Source organism: Micromonospora terminaliae, from assembly GCF_009671205.1.
Taxonomy (GTDB): Bacteria; Actinomycetota; Actinomycetes; order Mycobacteriales; family Micromonosporaceae; genus Micromonospora; species Micromonospora terminaliae.
On record NZ_CP045309.1, the window covers coordinates 5,909,579 to 5,925,815 of the forward strand.

Below are 16,237 nucleotides of genomic sequence, written 5' to 3' on the forward strand. Positions count from 1 at the left end.
GATTTTCGCCAACCACCGAGGTCAGGGAAGGACGAGCAGGAGACAACGATGACGCTCTCTCCTTACGCACCGATCATCGGGCTGTTCGCCCTCGCCGCGGGGTTCGCGCTGTTCTCCGTGGCCGCCGCCCGATTCGCCGGCCCCCGGCGACTGAACAAGGCCAAGCTCGAGGCGTACGAGTGCGGCATCGAACCGAGCCCGCAGCCCGTCGGCGGCGGCCGGTTCCCGATCAAGTTCTACCTGACGGCGATGCTCTTCATCGTCTTCGACATCGAGATCATCTTCCTCTACCCCTGGGCGGTCTCCTTCGACGCCCTGCCGATCTTCGGCTTCGTGGAGATGGTCCTGTTCATCGTCGCGGTCTTCGTCGCCTACGCCTACGTCTGGCGGCGCGGCGGCCTGGACTGGGACTGAGGGAGGTACGTCAGATGGGCATCGAGGAGAAGCTCCCGGCCGGCGTCCTGCTCACCTCCGTGGAGAAGCTGGTCAACTGGTCGCGGAAGTCGTCCGTCTGGGGCGCCACCTTCGGCCTGGCCTGCTGCGCCATCGAGATGATGGCCGCCGGTGGCCCGCACTACGACATGGGCCGCTGGGGCATGGAGGTCTTCCGGGCCTCGCCACGGCAGGCGGACCTGATGATCGTGGCCGGCCGGGTCAGCCAGAAGATGGCCCCGGTCCTGCGCCAGATCTACGACCAGATGGCCGAGCCCCGCTGGGTCATCTCCATGGGCGTCTGCGCCAGCAGCGGCGGCATGTTCAACAACTACGCCATCGTGCAGGGCGTCGACCACGTCGTGCCGGTCGACATGTACCTCCCCGGCTGCCCGCCCCGGCCCGAGATGCTCATCGACGCGGTCCTCAAGCTCCGCGAGAAGATCATGTACGAGCCGCTCGGCGCGAACGGCCGCAAGATGCTGGAGGCCCGCAAGGAGCGCGGCGACGTGCCCGTGGTGCCGTACGGCTCGATGCCGTCGTCGTACCGCAGCGACAAGGCCCGGCGCGCCGAGTGGACCCAGGCGGTCCGCGAGGGGCGTGAGGAGCAGTTGCGGATCGAGAACTGGATGAAGGCGCAGAACCACCTCCAGTCGCAGGGGGGCCCGAAATGACGGCACCGAACGACAAGAACAACGACGGCGGCGTGCCGGTCCCGACCACCCCGGCCGGCGCCAGCAGCACCGCCCCGGCGGAGTACCCGCCGGCCAGCCCGGCCGGGCGCGGCATGTTCGGCAACCAGGGCACCGGCGACGTCTCCGGCTACGGCGGTCTGGTCCGCCAGCGCAAGCCGATCGAGGAGGCCGCCCGGCCGTACGGGGGCTACTTCGACGAGGTGCGCGACGCGCTGGAGGAGGCGTACCCCCAGTTCGGCGACGCGATCGAGAAGGTCGTGGTCGACCGGGGTGAGCTGACCCTGCACGTCCGCCCGGAGCGGATCGCCGAGGTCTGCCAGGTCATGCGCGACGACCTGGCGCTGCGCTTCGAGCTCTGCTCCTCGGTGTCCGGTGTGGACTACCTGGGCGCCGACGGGCGCCGGCTGCACGTGGTCTACCAGCTCACCTCGATGACCTACCGGCGCCGGGTCCGGCTGGAGGCCGCGGTCTCCGCCGAGGACCCGCACCTGCCGAGCGTCACCGCCGTCTACCCGACCGCCGACTGGCAGGAGCGGGAGACGTACGACATGTTCGGCATCGTCTTCGACGGCCACCCCAACCTGACCCGGATCCTCATGCCGGACGACTGGGAGGGGCACCCGCAGCGCAAGGACTACCCCCTGGGCGGCGTCCCGGTGGAGTACAAGGGCGCCGAGATCCCGCCGCCGGACCGGAGGAGGTCCTACCAGTGACGACGTCGAACTACGCGACCGAGCGCGAGACCACCGAGGGCAAGGTCTTCACCGTCACCGGTGGGGACTGGGACCAGGTCGTCTCCGGCACCGACCCGATCAACGACGAGCGGATCGTCGTCAACATGGGTCCGCAGCACCCGTCCACGCACGGCGTGCTCCGGCTGATCCTGGAGCTGGAGGGCGAGACGGTCCGCGAGGCCCGCTCGGTCATCGGCTACCTGCACACCGGCATCGAGAAGAACCTCGAATACCGGAACTGGGTCCAGGGCTCGACCTTCGTGACCCGGATGGACTACCTCTCCCCGCTGTTCAACGAGACGGCGTACGCGCTCGCGGTGGAGAAGCTGCTCGGCATCGCCGACGACATCACCGAGCGGGCCACCACCATCCGGGTGCTCATGATGGAGCTCAACCGGATCTCGTCGCACCTCGTCTGGCTGGCGACCACCGGCATGGAGCTGGGCGCCATCAACATGATGTTGTACGGCTTCCGCGAGCGGGAGTACATCCTCGACATCTTCGAGACCATCACCGGCCTGCGCATGAACCACGCGTACGTGCGGCCGGGCGGCGTGGCGCAGGACGTGCCGGACGACGCGATCGTCAAGATCCGCGACTTCCTGAAGCTGATGCCGAAGAAGCTCAAGGAGTACGAGGACCTGCTCTCCGGCCAGCCGATCTGGATCGAGCGCACCAAGAACGTGGCCGTGCTCGACGTGACCGGCTGCCTCGCGCTGGGCGTGACCGGCCCGGTGCTCCGCTCGGCCGGCCTCGCCTGGGACCTGCGCAAGACCATGCCGTACTGCGGCTACGAGACGTACGAGTTCGACGTGCCCACGCACACCGACGGCGACGTCTGGGGCCGCTACCTGGTCCGGCTGGCCGAGATCCGGGAGTCGCTGAAGCTGGTCGAGCAGGCCCTCGACCGGCTCAAGCCGGGGCCGGTGATGGTCGCCGACCGCAAGATCGCCTGGCCGGCGCAGCTCGCCATCGGCGTGGACGGCATGGGCAACTCGCTGGAGCACGTCGCCAAGATCATGGGTCAGTCGATGGAGTCGCTGATCCACCACTTCAAGCTCGTCACCGAGGGCTTCCGGGTCCCGCCGGGCCAGGTGTACGTCGCCGTCGAGTCGCCTCGCGGCGAGCTGGGCGTGCACGCGGTCTCCGACGGCGGCACCCGGCCCTACCGGGTGCACTACCGGGAACCGAGCTTCGTCAACCTCCAGGCCCTCCCGGCCATGGCCGAGGGCGGCCTGATCGCCGACGTGATCGCCGGTGGCGCCTCGCTGGACCCCGTGATGGGTGGTTGTGACCGATGACTGTGTTTACCGAAGAGACCCGGGAGCGGGCGCGCGAGATCATCGCCCGGTACCCGGCGGACCGGTCCCGCTCGGCCCTGCTGCCGCTGCTGCACCTGGTCCAGTCCGAGGAGGGGTACGTCTCCCCGGCCGGCGTCGAGTTCTGCGCCGAGGTGCTCGGCCTGAACAAGGCCCAGGTCGGCGCGGTCGCGACCTTCTACACCATGTACAAGCGCAAGCCGACCGGTGACTACCTGGTCAGCGTCTGCACCAACACCATGTGCAACGTGCTCGGCGGCCAGGAGGTCTACGACACCCTCGCCGAGCACCTGGGCGTCGGGCACGACGAGACCACCGCGGACGGGAAGATCACCCTGGAGCACGCCGAGTGCCTGGCGGCGTGCGACTACGGCCCGGTCATGACGGTCAACTACGACTTCTTCGACAACGTCGACCCGCAGGGCGCGCTCGGCGTGGTGGAGGAGCTGCGGGCCGGGGGCCGGCCGATGCCGACCCGGGGCGCCCGGCTCTGCACCCTCAAGGAGATGGCCGTCCAGCTCGCCGGTTTCGCCGACGAGCGGGACGGCGCGGTGGCCGACGGCGGGCCGGGCGAGGCGACCCTGCGCGGCCTGCGCCTGGCCGAGCAGCACGGCATTTCGGTGCCGGGCTTCGACCCGAACACCCCGATCCGCAGCAAGGCCGAGGCCGACAAGGCCGCCGCCGAGGCGAAGGCGAAGGCCGAGGCCGCGAAGCCGGCCCCGGCCCCCGAGCCGGTGAAGCCCGCGGCGGCCACCGGGAGCACCGCGCCGGACGTGAAGGCGCCGGACGACAAGTCGCCGCAGGTGCGTACCGCCGAGACCCGGCAGCCGGACGCGAGCACCGCGGTGGCGGACGCCCCGGGCACCAAGGTCCCGACGGACTCCACGGCGCCGGCGCCCCGCGACGCGCAGGCGGCCGAGTCCGCCGGCGTGGCGGCCAACCCGCCGGCCGGTGACGGCAAGCCCGCCGGCGACGAGGCCGGGGCGCAGCAGCGCAACCTCAAGGAAGCGGAGGCCGGGGCGGGCGCCAACGGCGCGGGCCCGGCGGTCGCGAGCGAAACGGGGGTCCAGAAGTGACCGCTCCTCGGCCGGAGACGCTGGCCAAGCTGACGCCGGTGCTCACCAAGCGCTGGCTGTCGCCGGACGCCTGGCGGATCGGCACCTACGAGAAGCTGGACGGCTACGCCGCCCTGCGCAAGGCGCTCAAGGCGCACCCGGACGACCTGATCCAGCTCATCAAGGACTCCGGGCTGCGCGGCCGTGGCGGCGCGGGCTTCCCGACCGGTCTCAAGTGGGGGTTCATCCCGCAGGGCGACGGCAAGCCGCACTACCTCGTCGTGAACGCCGACGAGGGCGAGCCGGGCACCTGCAAGGACCTGCCGCTCATGACCCACGACCCGCACTCGCTGGTCGAGGGCGTCATCATCGCCTCGTACGCGATCCGGGCCAACCGGGCGTACATCTACATCCGGGGTGAGGCCGTGCACGCCGCCCGCCGGCTGCGCAACGCCGTGCAGGAGGCGTACGCCAAGGGCTACCTCGGCCGGAACATCCAGGGCACCGGCTTCGACCTCGAGCTGGTGGTGCACTCCGGCGCCGGGGCGTACATCTGCGGCGAGGAGACCGCGCTGCTGGACTCGCTGGAGGGCTTCCGGGGCCAGCCTCGGCTGCGCCCGCCGTTCCCGGCGACCCACGGCCTGTACGCCAGCCCGACCGTGGTGAACAACGTAGGCACCATCGCCAGCGTGCCGTACATCGTGCTGGGCGGCGCCGACTGGTGGAAGACCATGGGCACGGAGAAGTCGTCCGGCCCGATGATCTACTCGCTCTCCGGCCGGATCGCCAACCCGGGCCAGTTCGAGTGCTCCATGGGCATCACCCTGCGGGAGCTGATCGAGCTGGCCGGCGGCATGCAGCCCGGGCACAACCTGAAGTTCTGGACCCCGGGCGGCTCGTCGACGCCGCTGCTCACGGCCGAGCACCTGGACGTGCCGCTGGACTTCGAAGGGGTGGCGGCGGCCGGCTCGATCCTGGGCACCACGGCCACGCAGATCTTCTCCGACCAGGACTGCCCGGTGTACGCGACCTACCGGTGGCTGGAGTTCTACCACCACGAGTCGTGCGGCAAGTGCACCCCGTGCCGCGAGGGCAACTACTGGATGGTCCGGGTCTACCGGCGGATCCTCGCCGGCCAGGGCACCCACGAGGACCTGGACACCCTGCTCGACACCTGCGACAACATCCTCGGCCGTTCGTTCTGCGGCCTGGGCGACGGTGCGACCAGTTCGGTGACCTCGTCGCTGAAGTACTTCAAGCAGGACTACCTCGACTACATCGAGGGACGTACCGCGCCGAAGCTCTCCGAGAAGCAGCTGGTGGGAGCCCACTGATGACCGACGTAGCCAAGCAGACCGAGACCGTCACCCTGACCATCGACGGCGTCCAGGTCACCGCCCCCAAGGGGGCGCTGCTGATCCGGGTCGCCGAGCAGTTGGGCACCGAGATCCCGCGGTTCTGCGACCACCCGCTGCTGGCCCCGGCCGGCGCCTGCCGGCAGTGCCTGGTGGAGGTGGAGGGCCAGCGCAAGCCGGTCGCCTCCTGCACCCAGACCGTGGCCGACGGCATGGTGGTCCGGACCCAGCTCACCTCGCCGGTCGCCAAGAAGGCCCAGGAGGGGGTGATGGAGCTGCTGCTCCTCAACCACCCCCTGGACTGCCCGATGTGCGACAAGGGCGGCGAGTGCCCGCTGCAGAACCAGGCCATGTCCACCGGCCGCACGGACTCCCGGTTCCACGAGCACAAGCGGGAGTACCCGAAGCCGCTGCCGATCAGCACCCAGGTGCTGCTCGACCGCGAGCGCTGCGTGCTCTGCCAGCGCTGCACCCGGTTCTCCGAGGAGATCGCCGGCGACAAGTTCATCGACCTGATGGGCCGGTCGTCCGCCGAGGAGATCAACATCTACCGGGACGACGCCTATGGCGAGCAGGGCGACGAGGGTGACGTCCCCTTCAACTCCTACTTCTCGGGCAACACCGTGCAGATCTGCCCGGTGGGCGCGCTGACCGGCGCGCAGTACCGGTTCCGCGCCCGCCCGTTCGACCTGGTCTCCACCCCCAGCGCCTGCGAGCACTGCGCGGCCGGTTGCGCCCAGCGCACTGACTGGCGGCGGGGCAAGGTGCTGCGCCGGCTGGCCGGTGACGACCCGGCGGTGAACGAGGAGTGGAACTGCGACAAGGGTCGCTGGGGCTTCCAGTACACCCGCGCGTTCGACCGGCTCACCACCCCGCTGGTGCGGGACGAGCGGACCGGCGAGCTGCGTGAGGCGTCCTGGAGCGAGGCGCTGACCCGGGCCGCCGAGGGGCTGCGTGCCGCCCGGGACGGCGGGTCGGGCACGGCGGTGCTGACCGGCGGCCGGCTCACCGTCGAGGACGCCTACGCGTACGCGAAGTTCGCGCGGGTGGGCCTGCACACCAACGACATCGACTTCCGGGCCCGCCCGGTCTCCCGCGAGGAGGCCGACTTCCTGGCCAGCAGCGTCGCCGGGGTCACCGACGTGACCTACGCGGACGTGGAGAACGCGCCCGCCGTGGTGCTGGTCGGCCTGGAGCCGGAGGAGGAGTGCCCGATCCTCTTCCTGCGGCTGCGCAAGGCGTACCTGAAGAAGAAGCTCACGGTGTACGCGCTCGCGCCGTTCGCCACGCGCGGCCTGGAGAAGCTCGGGGCCAAGCTGGCCCGGGTCGTGCCGGGCGAGGAGGCCAGCGTGCTGGCCGAGCACGCCACGGTGGCCGAGGCCCTGAGCCAGCCGGGTGCCCTCCTGATCGTCGGCGAGCGGCTGGGTGCGGTGCCCGGCGGCCTGTCCGCCGCGGCGGACGTGGCCCGGCGTACCGGGGCCCGGCTGGCCTGGGTGCCGCGGCGCGCGGGTGACCGCGGCGCGGTCGACGCGGGCTGCCTGCCCAACCTGCTTCCCGGTGGCCGCGTGGTCACCGAGCCGGCCGCCCGCGCCGAGCTGGGCGAGGCGTGGGACATCCCGGCCGGGGTGATCCCGAGCCAGGCCGGGCGGGACACCGACGGCATCCTCGCGGCCGCGGCCAACGGTCAGCTCGGCGCCCTCGTGGTGGCCGGCGTCGACCCGGCCGACCTGGCCGACCCGCGCCTGGCCGAGCAGGCCCTGGACGCGGTGCCGTTCCTGGTGAGCCTGGAGCTGCGGATGAGCGCGGTGGCCCGCCGGGCCGACGTGGTCTTCCCGGTCGCTCCGGTGGTCGAGAAGGCCGGCAGCTTCCTGGACTGGGAGGGCCGGCTGCGCACCTTCGAGAAGGTGCTGGACACCGGTGCCATGACCGACGGCCGGGTGCTCGACGCGATCGCCGCGCAGCTCGACGTGCGGCTCGGCACGGGCGACGTGCAGAGCGTCCGCCGCGAGCTGGGCGCGCTACCGCCGACCCGGGTGGACCGGCCGTCCGCCCCGTCGGTCGAGCCGGCCGCCGTGCCGCAGCCCGGCGCCGGGGAGGCCGTGCTGGCGACCTGGCACCAGCTCCTCGACCTGGGCAGCCTCACCGACGGCGACGAGCACCTCGCCGGCACCGCCCGCCCGCCGGTGGTCCGGCTGGGCAAGGGCACGGCCGAGGCGCTCGGCGTCGCGGACGGCGACCCGGTGACCGTCGGCACCGACCGCGGCGCGGTCACCCTGCCGACCGCGATCACCGAGATGCCGGACGGCGTCGTCTGGCTGCCGACCAACTCACCCGGCTCGACCGTCCGGCGCAGCCTCGGCGTGGCGTCCGGCGAGGTCGTGAAGGTCTCGGCCGCGGCGGTCGCCGCGGACGTGGCCGGCCGTCCGGGTCCGCTCCTCAACACCGGGAGTGTCCAGTGAACCTCTACCTCGCGGCGCAGGACCCGACGCTGGCCGACTTCGGCAAGGACCCGTGGTGGCTGGTCCTCGGCAAGATCGTCTTCGCGTTCGTGTTCGGCCTGCTGGCCACGCTGCTCGGCGTCTGGTTCGAGCGCCGGGTGGTCGGCCGCATGGCCGTCCGGCCCGGCCCCAACCAGGTCGGCCCGTTCGGCCTGCTGCAGACCCTGGCGGACGGCCTGAAGATGGCGTTCAAGGAGGACATCCTCCCGCGCGCCGCCGACAAGGTGGTCTTCTTCTTCGCGCCGACCATCTCGGTGATCTGCGCGGTCACCGCGCTGTCGGTGGTGCCGTTCGGCCCGAAGGTGAGCATCTTCGGCCACTGGACGCCGCTGCAGGTCACCGACGTGTCGGTGGCGGTGCTGGTGATCCTGGCCTGCTCCTCGATGGGCATCTACGGCATCGTGCTCGGCGGCTGGGCCTCGGGCTCGACGTACCCGCTGCTCGGCGGTCTCCGGTCCAGCGCCCAGATGATCTCGTACGAGGTCGCCATGGGGCTGAGCATCGTGGCGGTGTTCATGACCGCCGGCACGATGTCGACCAGCGGGATCGTCGCCGCGCAGGGGGACGCCACGCAGCTCACCATCGCCGGCCAGCAGATCCCGGCCCCCGGCTGGTACGCGATCCTGCTGCTGCCCAGCTTCGTCATCTTCTTCATCGCCATGGTCGGTGAGACCAACCGGGCGCCGTTCGACCTGCCCGAGGCGGAGTCGGAGCTGGTGGCGGGCTTCATGACCGAGTACAGCTCGCTGAAGTTCGCGCTCTTCATGCTCTCCGAGTACGTCTCGATGGTGACCATGTCCGCGGTCACCACCACGCTGTTCCTCGGCGGCTGGCGGGCCCCCTGGCCGATCACGCTCTGGGCGGGCGCCAACTCGGGTTGGTGGCCGATGCTGTGGTTCTTCGGCAAGGTCGTCGCCCTGGTCTTCGTCTTCGTGTGGCTGCGGGGCACCCTGCCCCGGCTCCGCTACGACCAGTTCATGCGCTTCGGCTGGAAGGTCCTGCTGCCGATCAACCTGGTCTGGATCCTGGTCCTGAGCGGGCTGCGCTCGATCGAGGACTGGCAGACCAAGGACCGGCTGCTCGCCACCGCCATCGGCGCGGGCGTGCTGCTGCTGGCCACGCTCTTCTGGCCGAGCCGGAAGAAGGCGCCGAAGCAGCCGTTGCAGGAGCAGGTGAACACCCGTCCGCACGGCAGCTTCCCGCTGCCGCCGATGGATCTTCAGGTTCCGCCGAGCCCGCGTACCAAGCGCGTGGTCGCCGAGCGGGAGCCGGCCAACGTCGTCGCCGGCTCGGAGTCAGGGGAGGTGTGACGTGGGCGCGATCACCGGAACGTTCAAGGGCTTCGGGGTCACCTTCTCGCACATGTTCAAGAAGGTCGTCACCACCGACTACCCGTTCAAGCCGCCGGTCTCGGCGCCGCGCTACCACGGGCGGCACATCCTCAACCGGCACCCGGACGGGCTGGAGAAGTGCATCGGCTGCGAGCTGTGCGCGTGGGCCTGCCCGGCGGACGCGATCTACGTGGAGGGTGGCGACAACACCGAGGAGCAGCGCTTCTCCCCGGGTGAGCGGTACGCCAGCGTCTACCAGATCAACTACGCCCGGTGCATCTTCTGCGGGCTCTGCATCGAGGCCTGCCCGACCCGCTCGCTCACCATGAGCAACGAGTACGAGCTGGCCCGGGACAACCGGCAGGACCTGATCTTCACGAAGGAGCAGCTGCTCGCGCCGCTGCTGCCCGGCATGGAGCAGCCGCCGCACCCGATGCGGCTGGGCGACAGCGAGAAGGACTACTACGTCGGCGGGCTGACCAACCCGGGCACCTCGGCCGGCGCCGAGCACTCGCCCATGGGCCCGGGCCGGTACCAGGTGGAGGAGCACCCCGGCGTGACCTTCCCCGGCGCCGAGCAGGCCGCGCAGCGGGCCGAGGCGGGCAAGGGAGCAGGAGCATGACCACGCAGACGGTGCTCGCCGCGGCGGGCCAGGTGTCCGGGGGTGAGGAGGTCACCTTCTGGATCCTCGCCCCGCTGGCCCTGATCGGGGCCATCGGCATGGTCTGGGCGCGCAACGCCGTGCACTCGGCGCTCTGGCTGGTGCTGACCATGCTCTGCCTGGGCGTGTTCTACGTCCTCCAGGCCGGCCCGTTCATCGGCATGGTGCAGATCATCGTCTACACCGGCGCGATCATGATGCTGTTCCTGTTCGTGCTGATGCTGGTCGGCCGGGACGCCTCCGACTCGCTCATCGAGACGCTGCGCGGCCAGCGGGTCGCCGCCGTGGTGCTCGGGCTCGGGTTCGCCGGCCTGGTCGGCTCCGGGCTCTACCGGGCGCTGGAGGGCGTGCAGGCCGTCGGCCTCGACCGGGCCAACGCCGAGGGCAACGTGCAGGGCATCGCCCGGCTGCTCTTCACCAAGTACGTCTTCGCCTTCGAGCTGACCTCCGCGCTGCTCATCACGGCGGCGGTGGGCGCGATGGTGCTGGCGCACGTGGAGCGGCGCAAGGAGGACCGGATGGACCAGATCGCCACCATGAAGGCCCGGTTCCGTCCCGGCAACTACCCCGGCCCGAAGCCCGGACCGGGTGTCTTCGCCACGTCGTCCTCGGTGGCCACCCCGGCCCGCCTGCCCGACGGCCGGCTGACCGACCGCAGCATCCCGGAGATCATGCCGGTGCGGGAGCTCACCGCCGAGGAGACCTCGTTGAAGGGGACGGAGAAGTGACCCCGGACTACTACCTGATCCTCGCGGCGGTGCTGTTCACCATCGGCGCCGTCGGCGTGCTGATCCGGCGCAACGCGATCGTGCTGTTCATGTGCGTCGAGCTGATGCTCAACGCGGCCAACCTGACGCTGGTCACGTTCAGCCGCATCAACGGCGACCTGAACGGCCAGATCATGGCGTTCTTCGTGATGGTGGTGGCCGCGGCCGAGGTCGTGGTCGGGCTCGCCATCATCATGTCGATCTTCCGGACCCGGCGCTCGGCGAGCGTCGACGACGCCAACCTGCTGAAGTACTGAGGGGCTCGTGGTGGAAGAGACTGTGGAATTCGCCCAGGCCAGCGGGCTGTTGGGCAGTGTCTGGCTGCTGGTGGCCATCCCGCTGGTGAGCGCGGCGATCCTGCTGCTGCTCGGCAAGCGGGCGGACCGCTGGGGCCACTGGCTGGGCGTGGCGGCCATCGGCGCCGCCTTCGTGCTCGGCCTGACCTACTTCTTCCAGCTCCGTGGCCTGGAGAACAAGCAGGTCGAGCAGAGCCTCTGGCAGTTCATCACGGTCGGCGACCTTAAGGTGGACTTCGGTCTGCTCTTCGACCCGCTGGCCGCGGTGTTCGTACTGCTGATCACCGGGGTGGGCTTCCTGATCCACCTCTACGCGGTCGAGTACATGGCGCACGACGAGGGCCGGCGGCGGTTCTTCGGGTACTTCAACCTGTTCGTCGCCGCGATGCTGCTGCTGGTGCTCGGCAACAACTACGTGATGCTCTACTTCGGCTGGGAGGGCGTCGGTCTGGCGTCGTACCTGCTGATCTCCTTCTGGTACGGGCGGCCGAGCGCGGCCACCGCCGGCAAGAAGGCGTTCCTCATGAACCGGGTCGGCGACGCCGGCCTGGCCATCGGCATCTTCGTCATGTTCGCCATGCTCGGCACCACCCAGTACGACGAGGTCTTCAACGGGGTCGGCTCGCTGACCTCGACCACGGTGCTGGTGCTCGGCCTGCTGCTGCTGCTCGGCGCGACGGGCAAGTCCGGCCAGTTCCCGCTCCAGGCGTGGCTGCCGGACGCCATGGAGGGCCCCACCCCGGTCTCCGCGCTCATCCACGCCGCGACCATGGTCACCGCGGGTGTCTACCTGATCGCCCGCTCCAACCCGATCTTCTCGGCCGACCACACCCTCCAGCTCGTGGTGGTCAGCGTCGGCGCGGTCACGCTGCTGATGGGCTGCATCATCGGCGCGGCCAAGGACGACATCAAGCGGGTGCTGGCCTGGTCCACGGTGAGCCAGATCGGCTACATGTTCCTCGGCGTCGGCCTGGGCGGCGCGGCGTACGCGCTGGCCATCGTGCACCTGCTGGCGCACGGCTTCTTCAAGGCCAACATGTTCCTCGGCGCCGGCTCGGTCATGCACGGCATGAACGACCAGGTGGACATCCGCCGCTTCGGCAACCTGTCGAAGTACATGAAGGTCACCTGGCTGACCTTCATGACGGGCTGGCTCGCGATCATCGGCATCCCGCCGCTCTCCGGTTACTTCTCGAAGGAGCCGATCATCGCGGCCGCGTTCGAGCGGGAGGGCTGGACGGCCTGGCTCTTCGGCCTGGCCGCGCTGCTCGGCGCCGGGCTGACCGCGTTCTACATGACCCGGCTCTTCGTGCTCACCTTCCACGGCCCGAAGCGGTGGACCGAGGACATCGAGCACCCGCACGAGTCGCCGAAGCTGATGACCATCCCGCTGATCCTGCTGGCGATCGGCTCGGTGGCCGCCGGTGGCCTGATGGCCACCACCGTGCCGGACTGGCTGGAGGCGACCGCCGGCCTCGGCGGTGAGCACGCGGAGCACGCCCCGGTCCTGGCGCACTGGCTGATCACCGCGCTGTCGGTGCTGGTGACCCTGCTCGGCGCCGGGCTGGCCTGGTTCCTGTTCCGCAACGGCACGGCCACCGAGCCGCAGCCGGCCGGCGTGCTGGTCACCGCCGCCCGCCGGAACCTCTACACGGACGCCGTCAACGAGGCGGTCTTCGAGAAGCCGGGCATCTTCCTCACCCGGGCGCTGGTGTTCCTCGACAACCGGGGCGTCGACGGGCTGGTCAACGGCCTCGCCGCCGCGGTGGGCGGTGGCTCGGGCCGGCTCCGGCGGCTGCAGACCGGTTTCGTGCGGTCGTACGCGACCTCGATCCTGACCGGCGCGCTGCTCGTGGTGGCGGCGTTCCTGGCGGTGCAGGCGGGGTGGCTGGCGTGATCGACCTCAACGCGGCCGCCCCCGCCGGCGGGCCACGCAGTCACGACGGAGGTAAGGCCGAATAATGTCCAACTTCCCGTTCCTCTCGGTGCTGACCGTGGCACCGCTGGTCGGCGCCCTGATCGTGGCCCTGCTGCCGCGACGCAACCCGGACCTGGCCAAGCTGGTGGCGTTCGGTTGGTCGCTGCTGGTGCTGGTGCTGTCGGTGGTCATGTGGATCGCCTTCCAGGCCGACGGTGACCGATTCCAGTTCCGCGAGTCGTACGCGTGGATCCCGAACTGGGGCGTCAACTTCACCTTCGAGGTGGACGGCATCGCCCTGGTCATGCTGATGCTGATCGCGATCCTGGTGCCGCTGGTGATCCTGGCGTCCTGGCACGACGCCGAGTCGTCCAGGCGCTCGGTGCCGGTCTACTTCGCGCTGCTGCTCATCCTCGAGTGCACGATGATCGGCGTCTTCGCGGCCGCCGACGTCTTCCTGTTCTACGTGTTCTTCGAGGTCATGCTGGTGCCGATGTACTTCCTCATCGGCAGCTACGGCGGCCACCAGCGGCAGTACGCGGCGGTCAAGTTCTTCCTCTACTCCCTGGTCGGCGGCCTGTTCATGCTGGCCGCGGTGATCGGCCTCTGGGTGGTCGGCGGAAAGACCTTCGACTGGCAGGCGCTCAGCCAGGCCGAGTTCGCCACCGACACGGCCCGCTGGCTGTTCCTCGGCTTCTTCCTCGCGTTCGCGATCAAGGCGCCGTTCTTCCCGTTCCACACCTGGCTGCCGGACGCCGGTGGCGCGGCCCCGGCCGGCGCCGCGGCGCTGCTGGTCGGCGTGCTCGACAAGGTCGGCACCTTCGGGATCCTGCGGTACTGCCTGCCGCTGTTCCCCGAGGCGTCGCGGTGGTTCGCCCCGTGGGCGCTGGCGCTCGGCGTGATCGGCATCATCTACGCCGCGCTGCTGGCGGTCGGGCAGAACGACCTCAAGCGGCTGGTGTCGTACACCTCGATCGCGCACTTCGGCTTCATCGGTGTGGGCATCTTCGCCTTCACCACCCAGGCCGGCACGGGCGCGGTGCTCTACATGCTCAACCACGGCCTGGCCACCGGCCTGCTCTTCCTCGTGGTGGGCATGCTGATCGCCCGCCGCGGCTCGGCGCTGATCAGTGACTTCGGCGGCGCGGGCAAGCTGGTGCCGCTGCTCGCCGGCGTGCTCTTCTTCGCCGGTCTCGCCTCGCTGGCGCTGCCCGGCACCGCGCCGTTCGTCTCCGAGTTCCTGGTGCTGATCGGCACGTTCACCACGAACAAGCCGGTCGCGGTGATCGCCACACTCGGCATCATCCTGGCCGCGGCGTACGTGCTGTGGATGGTGCAGCGCACCACCCAGGGCACCCTCAACCCGGCCCTCACCGAGGTCGACGGCATGCGCCGGGACCTCAGCCTGCGCGAGAAGGTCGTGGTCGCCCCGCTGATCGCGCTGATCGTGCTGCTCGGCTTCTATCCCAAGCCGGTCACCGATGTCATCAACCCCGCCGTCCAGGCGACCATGCAGGACGTCGGCAAGACCGATCCCGCCCCTGAGATCGGCAGCGTCCAGGAGGCTGCGAAGTGAGTGAACTGAAGCTGCCGTCGATCGACTACGCGGCGCTCGCTCCCATCCTGATCATGCTGGGCGCCGCACTGGTCGGCGTCCTCGTCGAGGCGTTCGTGCCGCGCCGCCTGCGCAACCCGGTGCAGCTCGCGCTCGCCCTGGTCGCGGTGTTCGTCGCGCTGACCATGGTGATCCTGAACGCCGACGACCGGCTGATCACCGCCGGCCAGGCCATCGCGGTGGACGGGCCGACGCTCTTCCTCCAGGGCGCCATCCTGATCCTGGCCGCCATGGCGCTGCTGCTCGTCGGCGAGCGCACGGTGGAGCGGGGCGGGGCCTTCGTGGCCCACGCCGCGGTCACCGCCGAGTCCGCCGACGACCGGCGGCAGGCCGACGGGATGGGCGGCACCACCGAGGTGTACCCGCTGGTCACCTTCGCGATCGGCGGCATGCTGATCTTCGTGGCCGCGAACGACCTGCTGACCATGTTCATCGCGCTCGAGGTCTTCTCGCTGCCGCTCTACCTGCTCTGCGCGCTGGCCCGCCGCCGGCGGCTGCTGAGCCAGGAGGCCGCGCTGAAGTACTTCATGCTCGGCGCGTACGCCTCGGCGTTCTTCCTGTTCGGCGTGGCCCTGATCTACGGCTTCACCTCCGGGATCCCGGGCCGGGGCGCGGGCGTCGACTTCGCCACCGTGCACGCCGCGGTGTCCGAGTCCTCGTCCAGCCCGGTGCTGCTCTTCGCCGGCATGGCGCTGCTCGCCATCGGCCTGCTCTTCAAGGCCGCGGCCGCCCCCTTCCACGTCTGGACCCCGGACGTCTACCAGGGCGCGCCGACCCCGGTGACCGGCTTCATGGCCGCCTGCACCAAGGTCGCCGCGTTCGGCGCCCTGCTGCGGGTCTTCCACGTCGCCTTCGCGGGCGCCTCCTGGGACTTCACCCCGGTGCTCGGCGCCGTGGCGGTGCTGACCATGCTGGTCGGCGCGGTGCTGGCCGTCACCCAGACGGACATCAAGCGGCTGCTGGCGTACTCGTCGATCGCGAACGCGGGCTACCTGCTGGTGGGCGTGCTGGCACCCAGCAAGGAGGGGCTCTCCGGCACGATGTTCTACCTGGTCGCGTACGGCTTCTCGGTGCTCGCCGCGTTCGCCGTGGTGACCCTGGTCCGGGACGCCGACGGGGAGGCCACCCACCTGTCCCGCTGGGCCGGGCTGGGCCGCCGGTCGCCGTTCTTCGCGGCGATCTTCACGTTCATCCTGCTGGCCTTCGCCGGTATCCCGCTCACCAGCGGGTTCACCAGCAAGTTCGCCGTCTTCGCCCCGGCGCTGGACGCGAACCAGGCCTGGCTGGTGATCGCGGGCGTGCTGACCAGCATGGTGCTGGCCTTCCCGTACCTGCGGGTCGTGGTGATGATGTGGCTCTCCGAGCCGGGCGACGCCACCCCGACGGTCACCGTGCCCGGGGCGCTCACCTCGGCTGCCCTGGTCATCGGCGTGCTCGCCACGCTGGTCCTGGGTGTCGCCCCGGCGCCCCTGCTCGACCTGGCCAACGGTGCCGCCGAATTCGTGCGATGACCCAGGTTCCACCCGGGGGCCGGTACGCCGTGGCGTGCCGGCCCCCGGTC

The 16,237-nt window shown here is 70.5% G+C and carries 14 protein-coding genes; all 14 read left to right on the forward strand.

The window, feature by feature from the left end; translation table 11 throughout:
• The first annotated feature begins 48 nt into the window (after positions 1-48).
• Positions 49-414 (forward strand): NADH-quinone oxidoreductase subunit A, encoded by a 366-nt coding sequence (locus GCE86_RS27365; protein ID WP_073834101.1) that lies wholly within the window; start codon positions 49-51, stop codon positions 412-414.
• Between the two features lie 14 nt (positions 415-428).
• A complete protein-coding gene (locus tag GCE86_RS27370; protein WP_154229567.1) occupies positions 429-1,106 on the forward strand; it encodes a NuoB/complex I 20 kDa subunit family protein in 678 nt (225 codons plus the stop codon).
• Complete coding sequence (locus tag GCE86_RS27375) at positions 1,103-1,840, forward strand: NADH-quinone oxidoreductase subunit C (RefSeq protein WP_154229568.1); 738 nt, start codon at positions 1,103-1,105, stop codon at positions 1,838-1,840. Before GCE86_RS27370 ends, GCE86_RS27375 begins: the two co-directional genes overlap by 4 nt.
• Positions 1,837-3,162, forward strand: coding sequence for an NADH-quinone oxidoreductase subunit D (locus GCE86_RS27380; RefSeq protein ID WP_154229569.1), 1,326 nt, complete (start codon positions 1,837-1,839; stop codon positions 3,160-3,162). The genes GCE86_RS27375 and GCE86_RS27380 overlap by 4 nt, the downstream gene beginning before the upstream one ends.
• A complete protein-coding gene (gene nuoE / locus GCE86_RS27385; protein ID WP_154229570.1) occupies positions 3,159-4,256 on the forward strand; it encodes an NADH-quinone oxidoreductase subunit NuoE in 1,098 nt (365 codons plus the stop codon). The genes GCE86_RS27380 and nuoE overlap by 4 nt, the downstream gene beginning before the upstream one ends.
• Positions 4,253-5,569 carry an NADH-quinone oxidoreductase subunit NuoF gene (gene nuoF, locus GCE86_RS27390; RefSeq protein ID WP_154229571.1) on the forward strand — a complete coding sequence of 439 codons (1,317 nt, stop codon included), beginning with the start codon at positions 4,253-4,255 and terminating at the stop codon, positions 5,567-5,569. The genes nuoE and nuoF overlap by 4 nt, the downstream gene beginning before the upstream one ends.
• Complete coding sequence (locus tag GCE86_RS27395; RefSeq protein ID WP_154229572.1) at positions 5,569-8,049, forward strand: NADH-quinone oxidoreductase subunit G; 2,481 nt, start codon at positions 5,569-5,571, stop codon at positions 8,047-8,049. The genes nuoF and GCE86_RS27395 overlap by 1 nt, the downstream gene beginning before the upstream one ends.
• On the forward strand, positions 8,046-9,398 hold the full coding sequence (gene nuoH, locus GCE86_RS27400; protein WP_154229573.1) for an NADH-quinone oxidoreductase subunit NuoH: 1,353 nt from the start codon (positions 8,046-8,048) through the stop codon (positions 9,396-9,398). The genes GCE86_RS27395 and nuoH overlap by 4 nt, the downstream gene beginning before the upstream one ends.
• Position 9,399: 1 nt before the next feature.
• Positions 9,400-10,041 (forward strand): NADH-quinone oxidoreductase subunit NuoI, encoded by a 642-nt coding sequence (gene nuoI / locus GCE86_RS27405; protein WP_091261226.1) that lies wholly within the window; start codon positions 9,400-9,402, stop codon positions 10,039-10,041.
• Positions 10,038-10,808, forward strand: coding sequence for an NADH-quinone oxidoreductase subunit J (locus GCE86_RS27410; RefSeq protein WP_154229574.1), 771 nt, complete (start codon positions 10,038-10,040; stop codon positions 10,806-10,808). Before nuoI ends, GCE86_RS27410 begins: the two co-directional genes overlap by 4 nt.
• On the forward strand, positions 10,805-11,104 hold the full coding sequence (gene nuoK / locus GCE86_RS27415) for an NADH-quinone oxidoreductase subunit NuoK (RefSeq protein ID WP_073834091.1): 300 nt from the start codon (positions 10,805-10,807) through the stop codon (positions 11,102-11,104). Before GCE86_RS27410 ends, nuoK begins: the two co-directional genes overlap by 4 nt.
• A gap of 10 nt (positions 11,105-11,114) precedes the next feature.
• Positions 11,115-13,040 (forward strand): NADH-quinone oxidoreductase subunit L, encoded by a 1,926-nt coding sequence (gene nuoL / locus GCE86_RS27420; RefSeq protein WP_154229575.1) that lies wholly within the window; start codon positions 11,115-11,117, stop codon positions 13,038-13,040.
• Positions 13,041-13,104: 64 nt separating this feature from the next.
• The gene (locus GCE86_RS27425) at positions 13,105-14,637 is read left to right on the forward strand and encodes an NADH-quinone oxidoreductase subunit M (RefSeq protein WP_154229576.1); all 1,533 of its coding nucleotides are present in this window, start codon (positions 13,105-13,107) and stop codon (positions 14,635-14,637) included.
• Positions 14,634-16,187, forward strand: coding sequence for an NADH-quinone oxidoreductase subunit NuoN (gene nuoN / locus GCE86_RS27430; RefSeq protein WP_154229577.1), 1,554 nt, complete (start codon positions 14,634-14,636; stop codon positions 16,185-16,187). The genes GCE86_RS27425 and nuoN overlap by 4 nt, the downstream gene beginning before the upstream one ends.
• The last annotated feature ends 50 nt before the right edge of the window (positions 16,188-16,237 follow it).

Excerpts from the sequence above, each read along its gene's own strand:
- GCE86_RS27425 (WP_154229576.1), top strand. The coding sequence starts at position 13,105 with ATGTCCAACTTCCCGTTCCTCTCGGTGCTGACCGTGGCACCGCTGGTC.
- GCE86_RS27410 (WP_154229574.1), top strand. The coding sequence starts at position 10,038 with ATGACCACGCAGACGGTGCTCGCCGCGGCGGGCCAGGTGTCCGGGGGT.
- nuoE (WP_154229570.1), top strand. The coding sequence starts at position 3,159 with ATGACTGTGTTTACCGAAGAGACCCGGGAGCGGGCGCGCGAGATCATC.
- GCE86_RS27375 (WP_154229568.1), top strand. The coding sequence starts at position 1,103 with ATGACGGCACCGAACGACAAGAACAACGACGGCGGCGTGCCGGTCCCG.
- GCE86_RS27370 (WP_154229567.1), top strand. The coding sequence starts at position 429 with ATGGGCATCGAGGAGAAGCTCCCGGCCGGCGTCCTGCTCACCTCCGTG.
- GCE86_RS27395 (WP_154229572.1), top strand. The coding sequence starts at position 5,569 with ATGACCGACGTAGCCAAGCAGACCGAGACCGTCACCCTGACCATCGAC.
- GCE86_RS27365 (WP_073834101.1), top strand. The coding sequence starts at position 49 with ATGACGCTCTCTCCTTACGCACCGATCATCGGGCTGTTCGCCCTCGCC.